General features: G+C 66.0%; 12 protein-coding genes and 1 tRNA gene. 9 read left to right on the forward strand and 4 right to left on the reverse strand.

Features of this window, described 5'->3' with window-relative positions; all coding sequences use genetic code 11:
- The 4 genes from AC2VOP_RS18765 to AC2VOP_RS18780 form a co-directional block, all read left to right on the forward strand.
- A partial coding sequence (locus tag AC2VOP_RS18765) for a hypothetical protein (protein ID WP_486962365.1) occupies positions 1–911 on the forward strand: 911 nt, incomplete at its 5' end.
- A 185-nt stretch (positions 912–1,096) separates the two neighbouring features.
- A complete protein-coding gene (locus AC2VOP_RS18770) occupies positions 1,097–2,815 on the forward strand; it encodes an Hsp70 family protein (protein WP_486962366.1) in 1,719 nt (572 codons plus the stop codon).
- Positions 2,816–2,856: 41 nt separating this feature from the next.
- Complete coding sequence (locus AC2VOP_RS18775; protein ID WP_486962367.1) at positions 2,857–3,732, forward strand: glycoside hydrolase family 16 protein; 876 nt, start codon at positions 2,857–2,859, stop codon at positions 3,730–3,732.
- A gap of 103 nt (positions 3,733–3,835) precedes the next feature.
- Positions 3,836–4,660, forward strand: coding sequence for a glycoside hydrolase family 16 protein (locus tag AC2VOP_RS18780; RefSeq protein ID WP_486962376.1), 825 nt, complete (start codon positions 3,836–3,838; stop codon positions 4,658–4,660).
- A gap of 9 nt (positions 4,661–4,669) precedes the next feature.
- On the opposite strand, the gene AC2VOP_RS18785 is transcribed toward AC2VOP_RS18780, so the two are convergent.
- A complete protein-coding gene (locus AC2VOP_RS18785) occupies positions 4,670–6,214 on the reverse strand; it encodes a glycosyltransferase family 39 protein (RefSeq protein ID WP_486962368.1) in 1,545 nt (514 codons plus the stop codon).
- A 24-nt stretch (positions 6,215–6,238) separates the two neighbouring features.
- On the opposite strand from AC2VOP_RS18785, the gene AC2VOP_RS18790 reads away from it, so the two are divergent.
- Positions 6,239–7,072, forward strand: a complete 834-nt coding sequence (locus AC2VOP_RS18790; protein WP_486962369.1) for a glycoside hydrolase family 16 protein — start codon at positions 6,239–6,241, stop codon at positions 7,070–7,072.
- A 10-nt stretch (positions 7,073–7,082) separates the two neighbouring features.
- On the opposite strand, the gene AC2VOP_RS18795 is transcribed toward AC2VOP_RS18790, so the two are convergent.
- Positions 7,083–7,595: a hypothetical protein gene (locus tag AC2VOP_RS18795; protein ID WP_486962370.1), complete on the reverse strand. Its 513-nt coding sequence runs from the start codon at positions 7,593–7,595 to the stop codon at positions 7,083–7,085.
- 77 nt (positions 7,596–7,672) lie between these two features.
- On the opposite strand from AC2VOP_RS18795, the gene AC2VOP_RS18800 reads away from it, so the two are divergent.
- Complete coding sequence (locus AC2VOP_RS18800) at positions 7,673–8,317, forward strand: VldE C-terminal domain-containing protein (RefSeq protein WP_486962371.1); 645 nt, start codon at positions 7,673–7,675, stop codon at positions 8,315–8,317.
- Between the two features lie 63 nt (positions 8,318–8,380).
- Here AC2VOP_RS18800 and AC2VOP_RS18805 read toward each other — a convergent pair.
- Positions 8,381–8,454: transfer RNA gene (locus AC2VOP_RS18805), tRNA-Gly, on the reverse strand.
- A 99-nt stretch (positions 8,455–8,553) separates the two neighbouring features.
- Between AC2VOP_RS18805 and dcd the strand changes: the two genes are divergently transcribed.
- From dcd to AC2VOP_RS18820, 3 genes are all read left to right on the forward strand, one after another.
- On the forward strand, positions 8,554–9,153 hold the full coding sequence (dcd, locus tag AC2VOP_RS18810) for a dCTP deaminase (protein ID WP_486962372.1): 600 nt from the start codon (positions 8,554–8,556) through the stop codon (positions 9,151–9,153).
- A 75-nt stretch (positions 9,154–9,228) separates the two neighbouring features.
- A complete protein-coding gene (locus AC2VOP_RS18815) occupies positions 9,229–9,993 on the forward strand; it encodes a maleylpyruvate isomerase family mycothiol-dependent enzyme (RefSeq protein WP_486962373.1) in 765 nt (254 codons plus the stop codon).
- A gap of 36 nt (positions 9,994–10,029) precedes the next feature.
- Entirely contained in the window at positions 10,030–10,392 is a 363-nt protein-coding gene (locus AC2VOP_RS18820) for a nuclear transport factor 2 family protein (RefSeq protein ID WP_486962374.1), read from the forward strand.
- 36 nt (positions 10,393–10,428) lie between these two features.
- On the opposite strand, the gene AC2VOP_RS18825 is transcribed toward AC2VOP_RS18820, so the two are convergent.
- The coding region (locus AC2VOP_RS18825) for a pyridoxal phosphate-dependent aminotransferase (RefSeq protein WP_486962375.1) at positions 10,429–11,430 on the reverse strand (1,002 nt) is incomplete at its 5' end.

Consider the following 11,430-nt stretch of genomic DNA (forward strand, 5'->3'; position numbering starts at 1 on the left):
GCCAGTTCGAGACCGCCAGCTGCGGTGCGCTGCTCGACGTGGAGCCGCTCGGCGAAGACTACGTGTTCGGCATGTGCCACACCATCGAGGACCCGACGTTCGATGCCACCGCAGTGGCAACCAACGTCCACGCGCAGTGCCGCCCGGTGCACCGGCCGCCCCGCGCCGCCGGCGACCGGGTGCCCCATTGTTGTTGGACGGTGCGAATCGATCCGTCCTACCCGGCGGTCGAACCGATACCCGCGCTGCATCAGCTGCGCCAAACCAGAGCCGCCACCTGGCAGCTCGACGACATCGACCCGTCTGAGCCCGGGTTGCGCGACTATGCGGGACCGCTGCTGTCCGACATCGACTTCGCGGCGTTCTCGCATTCGGCACTGGTCCGGCTGGCCGACGAGGTGTGTCTGCAGATGCACCTGCTCTACCTGTCGTTCGCGATAGCGGTCCGGGCCCGGGCGGGATCCGACGTGGCGAGGTCGGTGGGTACCCGTCAGCTGACCGGCCTGGCCGGCCTGGCCGCCGAAAGGATCCGCCGCGCGCTCAGGCTTTCGGATGGAATCGACAGCGCGCTACGGACTTTCGAGCTGCACCCGCTGCTCAACCCGATCGGGTATGTGCGGGCCGAGACGACCCGCGGACGGCTGGTCGTGCATCGGTCGCCAGCACACGACGACGGCGCCTGGATCGTGCTGTGCAGACCGCAATCGGTTAATCCGTTGCAGGCTATCGCTACCGCGGTGAGTCCGCATCTGAGCGTGACGATTGACGGCACGGACACCGATTGGACCGTTGAACTAAGCGAAACCGACGCTACCGCGACTGAACTTCCAGAGGTGTCGGTGACCAAGGTCAGCGGCGGCGCGACGTTCCAGTTCCGGCCCCGGGGCTCACTGCCGCTGACTGTGGTGTGATGGCTGATCCAAAGATGCCGTGGGGCAATCGGATCTGAGCTAAGCTGGCGATTTCACACTTGGCGATTGCCTTTGCGTCAAAACGATAACATCGTGGTTCCAACTTGAAACTCTCGGTACCGGTGGCCGTCTCGCGCGATTACCGTGGACGCGGTCGAGCCGTTGTCGAACCAAGGTAAGCACTTATGCGCCCTCCGCTGGGGTTGTCGATCGGGACCACCAACTTCGTCGCGGTAAGCGCCGGCGAACCACCGGTGACCCGCCGCTCGTCGCTGACCCTGCCTTTACAAGGACCGCCGCAACTCGGTTCACCGGCCGAACGCGCTGACGGCACGGAGACCGGCCTGGTCGTCAACGGTTTCGTCGAGTGCGTCGGAGACCAAACACCCCTGGTCGCGGCCGACGGCTCCACGTATCAGCCGGAGCGGTTGCTGGCCGACGCCATCGACGCAATGGTCGATGCCGCGGGTGCGGACATCTCCCAGCTGGCGATTGCCGTTCCGGCGCACTGGCCACCGATGGCCTGGCAGGCGCTACAGGAGACGCTGCACACCCGCGAGGGCCACTCGGTGCTCGGCGGACCGCCACTCCTGGTTTCAGATGCCGTCGCCGCGCTAACCGCACTGCATGCCGACCGTGGCGTCGCGTCACGCGGCGTGGTGGCGCTGCTGGACTTCGGCGGCGGCGGCACCAAGATCAGCCTGGCCGACGCCGCGTCCGGTTTCCAACCGATCGGCGAAACCGTATGCTACGAAGGCTTTTCCGGCAACCTCATGGACCAGGCAATCCTGAGCTACATAGTGGGTGGCGCCGACTCATGCGGTGACGTCGACCCGGGGGGCACCGCGACGGTCGGCGACCTGACCCAACTCACCGACGAGTGCCGGCAGGCCAAGGAGCGGCTGTCGGAGGAGACCGCGACCGAGCTGGTCGCCGAACTGCCCGGATACCGCGCCAGAATTGCGCTGACTCGAGCAGAATTCGACGACCTGATTCGGCGTCGACTCGATGGTGTCATCGTGGCACTGGAACTGCTGCTGCAGCGCAACAGGATTAACTGGCATGACCTCGCAGCGATCGCCACCGCCGGCGGTGGAGCCCGCATCCCGCTCATCACCGAACGGCTGTCGGCCGGGCACCAAGTGCCGATGGTCACCACAGAGCTGCCAGCGCTGGCCATGGCCGTCGGCGCGGCGCTGTGCGCGACCCGGGCCGGCCAGGAAGCCGCAGACCTCGCGGCAACACCTGCGACGGCGATGGCACCCGCGTCGGCCCACACTGGCGCGCCCGACCAGCCCGATCCGGCGCCCCATGACTTGGCCTGGTCGGAAGAGGAAGCCCGCGACGAACCGGTGCCGTTCATCGGCGAGCCCTACACCGCGCCACGAAACGGATCCGAGAAAGGCCGACGCCGCCATCGCGTACCGCAGCTGGTGTTTGGCCTTGGGGCGCTGGCGGCGATGGTCGGGGTTGGCGGCGTGGCCTACACCCTGACCAGTACCTCCCACGACATCGCTCCGGCCGAGCCCGCCGACAGTCCCACCGCAAAGGTGGCGCCACCGAGTGCCAAGCAGCCGCCGCCGGCTCAGGCCGCTGCACAGCCGGCCGCGGCCAGCCCGGCCGCACCGCCTGCGTCCCCACAGACGACGGCCGCTTCGCCGGCCACCACCACGGCACCACTGCAGACAACAACCACAACCACTGCGACCCCGACAACCACTGCGACCCCGACAACCACTGCGACCCCGACAACCCCGACAACCCCGGTGACTCCGGTGACTCCGGCGACCGCAACGCCGCCACCGAGCACCGGCACCGCCGCGACCGCCGTGCCGATGACCACGGCGTACCTGACGGTCCCGTTGATACCGATGCCGATTCCCATCCAGGTGCCAGCAGGCTAAGCGGCTCCGTCCCACCCGCGCGGTGCGGTTGCTGCCGCGGCATGGTTTCATTTCCCTTTGTGCCCGAGATGAACCGCCGCAGAGTCATGTTGATGATGGGTTTCGGCGCAGTGGCGGCCGTGACTCCGCTCCCCAAGGCCCGGGCCCAACCGGCACCGGCACCCCAAGCACCCCCCGGCGGGGCGACAACCGGGGGCTTCCTCTTCCACGACGAGTTCGACGGCCCGGCCGGTTCGGCCCCCGACCCGTCGAAGTGGACGGTGTCGAACCACCGGACGCCGATCAAGAACCCGGTGGGATATGACCGACCCGAGTTCTGGTATCAGTACCGCGACAGCCGCCAGAACGTGTTCCTCGACGGCCATTCCAACCTGGTGCTGCGCGCCACCCGAGACGGCACCACGTACCACGGCGGCCTCGTTCACGGCAATTGGCGGGGCGGTGTCGGCACCACCTGGGAGGCCCGGATAAAACTCAACTGCCTCACCGCCGGTTGCTGGCCCGGCTGGTGGCTGTCCAATGACGACGCGGGCCGCGAAGGCGAAGTCGACCTGCTTGAGTGGTATGGCAACGGGGAGTGGCCGGCGGGAACCACCGTCCACGCAAATCCGATTGGCACGGCATTTGAGACCCATCCGATCGCGGTGGACGGGAACTGGCACAGCTGGCGGTGCACCTGGAATCAGTCCGGCATGTACTTCTGGGAGGACTACACCGATGGCGCTGAACCCTATTTCAGTGTTCCGGCCGTGGGCATCGAGAATCTCGACGAGCCCATCCGGGAGTGGCCGTTCAACGACCCCGGCTACACGATGTTTCCGGTGTTGAACCTCGCGGTCGGCGGCTCCGGTGGCGGTGACCCCGCGGGTGGCGCCTATCCCGCGGACATGCTCATCGACTGGGTACGTGTCTTTTAAGTTCTCCCAACGAAAGTCACAGACCTGGCTCCGATGACGGGAGGCGCAGGGTCCGGTTCGCGTGCGTGTACCGTTGCATGGTTTCATTCCAGCTATGCCTGAGATCAATCGACGGAGCGCCATGTTGATGACCGGGGTCGGGCTGCTGGCGGCCGCGACCCGCGTCCCGCATGCACGGGCTTACCCGTCCGCGCCCGAAGCGCCCGCGCCGCCCACCGCGCCGGTTGCCGGCGGGAACTACATCTTCTCCGACGAGTTCGACGGCCCAGCCGGCCAGGGCCCCGATTTGTCGAAGTGGACGGTGCAAACCTGGCAAGACGACGTGTGGCCTCCGGTCGAGGGTCAATACCGCGCTCAAAACGTGTTCCTCGACGGCAACTCCAATCTGGTCCTCCTTGCCTCGCGAGAAGGTGATCGATACTTCAGCGGCAAAGTGCGCGGCAACTGGCGGGGCCTTATCGGCACCACCTGGGAAGCGCGGATAAAGCTGGATTGTTTGTTCCCTGGCCTGTGGCCTTCGTTCTGGGCCGTCAACGAGGATCCCGACCCAGACGGCGAGGTCGATATTTTCGAGTGGTACGGCAACGGCGACTGGCCCGCGGGAACGACGGTCCACGCGGCATCCAACGGGAAGACATGGGAGGGAAGATCGATTCCCGGATTAGTCGACGGCGGGTGGCACACCTGGCGAATGGGGTGGTATGAGGACGGTTTCCACTTCGCGCGAGATGGCGTTCCATACTTCAGTGTTCCGTCGAAACCCATACCGATGCACGGCAACCCTGCCGACCTGCGGTGGCCGTTCAACATCCCCGGCTACTGGCTGTCTCCCATGTTCACCCTTGCGGTCGGTGGGCCGGGTGGCGGCAATCCCGACTTCGGCACCTTTCCGTCGCAAATGCTCATCGACTACATCCGGGTCTGGTAGCAGACAAGGTCAGCGCTGGGCGCGCTCTGCCCGGATCACCTGAACCAGGTTGAATTGCCAGCGCTGCACCAGCCGGAAGCCCAGGTTGTGCGGGACCGCGAAGGCGGAAGTGTCCGCGAATCGGGGGCCGGGCGGCAACGTCGAGGCCTGTTCGTGAGCGGGCCTCGATGTGTCGGCTTCGGTGATGATCCACAGGACGCGGCAGTGGCTCAACGGCCCGGCGACGACCTCCGGTATGAGATTGGTATCGAAGACGTCGTGACGCTGCGTCGCCTGTTGCCAGAGAGTGAGGTCGACCAGCTTCCGATAGGCGTTGGGGCGCGCCGCCATCAATGGGCGCATGGGCGCAGGCATGAACGTCACGGTGTCGTTCACGAGCAAGCAATCGCCGGGTGCTGCCTTCGCGGTGATCAGGTCTGCCACCTGGCTGTAGTCCATTCCATATTTTGCATACGGGCCACGTTGCGCCAAAACATAATTCGGTGCGGCGGCGATCGCGAGAAGGCCGACGACCGTCGCGGCAACCCATGGTCTCACGGCCAGTGCGCCGATGCAGACGCCCAGGATCAGCGCCACCGCCGGCGCGGTGAACGCCAGGTAGCGCGGCGTATAGATCGGGTGAACCAACGCCGACCAGCCGACGATCAGTGCGGTGGGCAGCGCGAGCCACGCGGTCGCCAAGGCCAACAGGTGTCGTTCCGCTTCGGCTAGTTGCGCGAAGTTACAGAGCCACAAGACAATCGCTGCCGTCACGATCAGCGCCGACACGATCGCGAACGGCGGGCTCCTTTCGAAGTACTGTTGGACCGCAACATCTTCGAAGGTCCGATGGCCGATCGGTGGGATCCAGCTGATCTGGTCCGCTTGACCGGTGGCCGCGACCAGAAACGGCGTCAGGACACAGCCCGCCAGACCTGAGCTCACGGCAAATCCGACGACAGCTGCTTTGCTACGCCGGAAGGCGCAGATGAACCCGAGATGCGCCAGCCACAACAGCGAAACATAGACGTCGAGCAGGATCGACATCGCCAGGACGGTCCCGTAGGACAGCCAGACCCTGGGGCCGTTACGGCGCGCGGCGTGAACAACTAACACGGTCAGCCACACCGCGGCCATCATCGACAGGGCATACGGGCGAGCTTCGATGCCGGCCCACGTCGCCCGAGGCAGAATGCCGCAGACCGCCCCGGACGTCACCGCGACAGCACGAGACGAGAACTGCCTGCCCAGCACCACCACTCCGGCAGCGGCGCCGCCAATCGCCAGACCGCTCGGTGCGCGCGACCAGAACTCCGTCGGCGGGAAAATCTGGAACCAGCCGTGCATGAGCAGGTAATACAGGCCGTGGACGGCGTCGACGTTGTTCAGCATTCGCCACAACTGACCGAGCGAACGGCTGTATGACGCCGAAATGGTCGCCGCCTCGTCGTACCAGAAGGAGGGCCGGCCGGCGCAACCCAGGCTCACTGCGGCAGCCAGCGCGGCGACGATCAGGGGATCCAGCACCGCGGGCGGCGGTGCCAGCACGTTTCGTGGTGCGTTGCGGACCCACACCTGTCATATGGTTACATTCGAGCTGTGCCTGGCATCGATCGACGCAGCATGTTGTTGATGACCGGGGTCGGTGTGCTGGGTGCGGCGATCACCGTCCCCGCTGCCCGAGCCGACCAGGCGCCACGACCGGGCGCACCGCCCGGGTCACCCGGCGCCACCGGCCAGTCCTACCTTTTCCACGACGAATTCGACGGCCCGGCCGGTTCGGCCCCCGATCCGGCCAAGTGGGCGGTGGCGCGGGCCCGGGAGTCTATGCAGGACCCGACGTTTTGGGAACGCCCCGAGAACGTCGGGCAGTACCGCGACGACCGCAACAACGTCTTCCTCGACGGCAAGTCCAATCTCGTTCTCCGAGCTGCAAAGGACGGCAGCACCTACTACAGCGGCAAAGTTCAAAGCCGGTGGACGGGCGGCATCGGCCACACCTGGGAAGCCCGGATGAAACTCAACTGTCTCACCGCCGGTTGCTGGCCGGCCTGGTGGATGGGCAACGACGACCGCGGCGAGATTGACGTGCTCGAATGGTACGGCAACGGCAACTGGCCGTCGGCAACAACCGTCCACACCATGCCGAACGGCGCCGAATGGGCGACCCACAACATCGCAGTGGACAGCGCCTGGCACACCTGGCGATGCCAATGGGATGAGGCCGGCATGCGCTTTTGGCAGGACTACGTCGACGGCGCACAGCCGTACTTCACTGTGCCGGTGAACTCGATCGCGGATTGGCCGTTCAATGACCCTGGCTACCAGATGTTTTCGGTGTTCAACCTCGCGGTCGCCGGCTCCGGTGGCGGCGATCCCGGATCGGGCAGCTATCCGGCGGAGATGCTTGTCGACTGGATACGCGTCTGGTAAACACCGAGGGTTACGCGCCCTGGATGTCGAAGTCGGCGAGCACCGGCTGGCGCAACAGCTCGGTGAACTGTTCGGGCTTCCACGGAAAGAGTTCCGGCAGACCGTCTTTGCCCAGATACCAACTGCTGCAGCCGGTAACCCAGACCGTCTGCGGCATCGCGGCCTTCATATGCTCGTTGTAGTTCTTGGTGGCCATTTCGGTGGGCGCCGCGGCGGCCACCCGGGCGTCGCGGATCTGGTTGATCCACCACATCGCATAGTTGGCTTGGTCCTCAGCGATCGGCACCAGCGAGTTGTTGCCGATCGGCGAATGCGGGCCCATGAGCATGAACAGGTTGGGGAATCCCGGTACCGCGATCGACCGGTATGCCCGCGGGCCGTCTGCCCAGGTCTCATCGAGGGTGAGCCCGTTCTCCCCGATGATCTCCATCGGGCGCACATAGGCCCGGGACCTGATCGCCATGCACAGGCCCGACATTCCGGCGCCGATGATGGCGACCTGCACGGCGCGCTGCTGGCCCATGTCGACCAGGGTACCGTCGAGGGCCTCTCAGCAAGGATTTGCTGCCGTACGCCTGGTGTGTTGCTATGGTGCAACACGTGGGCCGGCACGAATTAGCCACGAGCCGACAAAGGCGATCGGTACCCATGACGGTGGCCGTGGTCGCCGGCGCTGTGTTCTTTGCCGCCGCCGGAAGTGCGGATCCGCTCGGTGGCCGGTCAACCGGCCCGATCAATGACAACGCTGCAGGGTGCTGCATGGAGGTCGTGGCGGCAGCGCCACGCGCCGATCGGATGGGTATGCAGGTGGTTGCCGTCCAGCCGGTGGCGGCATCGCGGTCCCGGGTCGTCGAGGTTTCGCGCTTCCTGCCCGCCGGTGTCGCCGCGGAACGTGGACTGCAGGTCCGGACTATCCTGGTGGCCCGTAGTATCAGCGCGGCGTTTCCACAGATTCACGACATCGGCGGTGTTCGACCGGATGCGCTGAGGTGGCACCCCGGCGGTTTCGCGCTCGACGTGATGATTCCCCTCCCGGGCACCGCCGAGGGCATTGCGCTCGGTGACGAGATCGTGGCGTTCGTGCTGAAGAACGCCGACCGGTTCGGGCTGCGGGATGCGATCTGGCGCGGCGTCTACTACACCCCAGATGGTCACAGCGGTAGGGGATACGGCCACTATGACCACGTCCACATCACCACTATCGGGGGCGGATACCCGGCTGGCGACGAAAAATACCTGCGCTGAAGGCCAGCGCGACGGCATCGCGATCCGTTACGTGTAAATGAGCAGCATTGGCCCTGGTAGACCTGGAGCCGATGACGGGAATCGAACCCGCGTATTCAGCTTGGGAAGCTGATGTTCTGCCATTGAACTACATCGGCACTGGCGTCATCGAAGGCTAACATCCTGCGGTCAGGCACTCACGGCACTCACTGCGAAAGCCCGACCCGTCGGCAGCCGTCAGCGGATACGCTCGTCGGGTGCTGCTCTCCGATCGCGACCTCCGAGCGGAAATCACCGCTGGCCGGCTGAGCCTCGACCCGTTCGACGACGACCTGGTGCAGCCGTCCAGCATCGACGTCCGCCTCGACAGCCTCTTCCGGGTGTTCGACAACAGCAGGTATACCCACATCGACCCGGCGCAACAGCAGGACGAGCTGACCACCCTGGTGGAGCCCGTCGACGGCGAGCCGTTCGTGCTGCACCCCGGCGAATTCGTGCTGGGCTCCACCCTGGAGTGCTGCACCCTCCCCGACGACCTGGCCGGACGATTGGAGGGCAAGTCCAGCCTGGGACGGCTGGGCCTGCTGACCCATTCCACGGCGGGCTTCATCGACCCGGGCTTCTCCGGCCACATCACCCTGGAACTGTCCAATGTGGCGAATCTGCCGATCACCTTGTGGCCGGGCATGAAGATCGGCCAGCTATGCCTGCTGCGGCTGACCAGTGCGGCCGAGCACCCCTACGGCAGCGTCCGGGTGGGGTCGAAATATCAGGGCCAGCGTGGCCCGACGCCGTCCCGCTCGTATCAGAACTTCGTCAAGTCCGGGCAACGGACGGTCGAACAACGACGGCCGTAGTAAGTCGGGCGTGGCCGCGACGGCGGTGGTGGCCATCGCGGCGTGTTCCCCGCAGCGATGAACTAGCCTGACGACGTGGACTACGCGGCGGCATTCATCGACCAGAACCACGCCTTCGGTGATCTGATCCGCCGCAGTGATCCGTCCACCCCGGTGCCGACCTGCCCGGAGTGGAGCTTGAAACACCTGTTTCGCCACGTCGGCCGCGGGCATCGGTGGACCGCCCAGATTATCGCCGACCGGCTCGACTATCCGCCCGACCCGCGCACCGTCGAGGGCGGCAAACCTCCCGCCGACCCCGACGAGGCGATCACCTGGTTGCACGAGGGCGCGCAATGTGTGCTCGATGCCGTCGAGCGGACCGGTATGGAGACCCCGGTGTGGACTTTCCTCGGGCCGCGGCCGGCGTACTGGTGGATCCGGCGCCGGCTGAACGAGACAACGGTGCACCGCGCCGATGCGGCACTAGCCCTTGGCGTGGACCACACGGTGACACCCGATCTGGCCGCCGATGCGATCAGTGAATGGCTGGAGTGGGTGTCAGCCAAGACAGCTCAGGCTGGGCGCGACGGTGTGCCGCTGCCCTTGCCGGACGGCCAGACCATGCATCTGCATGCCACCGACGCGGGTCTGGGTGCCTCCGGCGAATGGACCGTCAACGCCGCCGACGGCAGGATCAGCTGGATCCACGATCACGGCAAGGGCGCGGTCGCATTGCGCGGCAGTGCTTCCGACCTGCTGCTGGCGATCACCCGCCGGATACCGGTCGCCCACACCGGCATCGCGATGTTCGGTGATGCCGCCGTGTGGCAGACCTGGCTGGAGCGCACCCCCTTCTAACGGCGGCTGGCCAGCGGGCACGGTACCTTCCAGATCATGACCACATCGGAGATCGCCACCGTCCTCGCCTGGCAGGACGCGCTGGCCGCTGCTGACCTGGACACCCTGGTGGCACTATCCAGTGACGACATCGAGATCGGCGACGCGCACGGTGCCGGTCAGGGTCATCAGGCGCTGCGCGAGTGGGCCGCTTCGGCCGGTATCGCCACCGAAGTGCTCCGGATGTACGTGCACGACGGCGTCGTGGTGGCCGAGCTGACACCCAAGAGCCCGGGCGGTGCCGGCCCGGCGGTGGCGTTCCGCGTGGTGCACGACCACGTCACCTCGGTGTTCCGTCATGACGACGTGGCGTCGGCGCTGGCGGCGACCGACCTCACCGAAACCGACCTCGTCGACTGACGTCATTTCGGCGCGGAAGTTTTCACGCCCAAATCGCTACTGGCGATAGCCGGCCAAGAAGTTGCCGAGCCGCTCGATGGCATGGGTGAGGTCACGCGACCACGGCAGCGTCACGATGCGCAGATGATCCGGTGTGGGCCAATTGAACCCGGTGCCCTGGGTGACCAGGATCTTCTCCGACATAAGAAGATCCAGGACGAGTTGCTCGTCGTCGTCGACCTCATACACCTCGGGATCCAGCCGCGGGAACGCGTAGAGCGCGCCGGCCGGCTTGACGCAGGACACACCGGGAATCTCGTTGAGCTTGGTCCAGGCGACATCGCGCTGCTCGAGCAACCGGCCGCCCGGCAGCACCAGATCGTCGATGCTCTGGTGGCCGCCGAGGGCCACCTGGATCCCATGTTGGGCCGGGACATTCGGGCACAGCCGCATGTTCGTCAGCAGGTCGATCCCTTCGAGGAAGCTGGCGGCGTGTTCTTTGGGCCCGGTGATCACCAGCCACCCGGCGCGGTAGCCGGCCACCCGGTAGGCCTTGGACAGGCCGTTGAAGGTCAGGCACAACACATCGGGTGCCACCGACGCCATGTTGATGTGCTCGGCGTCGTCGTAGAGGATCTTGTCGTAGATCTCGTCGGCGAGCAGCAACAGTTGGTGCTCGCGTGCCAGATCGGCGATCTGGGCGAGAACCTCCCGGCTGTAGACCGCACCAGTCGGGTTGTTCGGGTTGATGACCACCACCGCTTTGGTGCGCTCGGTGATTTTCGACTCCAAGTCGGCGATGTCGGGTTGCCAGCCCTGGGTCTCGTCGCACAGGTAGTGCACCGGGGTTCCGCCGGCCAGTGAGGTCGACGCGGTCCACAGCGGGTAGTCGGGCGCCGGGATCAACACCTGGTCGCCATTGTCGAGCAGGGCCTGCAGGGTCAGAGTGATCAGCTCGGAGACGCCGTTGCCCAGATAGACGTCGTCGACGTCGAAGCGGGGGAAGTCGTCGACCAGCTCATAGCGGGTGACCACCGCGCGCCGCGCCGGCAGGATGCC

The organism is Mycobacterium sp. TH-M106 (genome assembly GCF_057473765.1).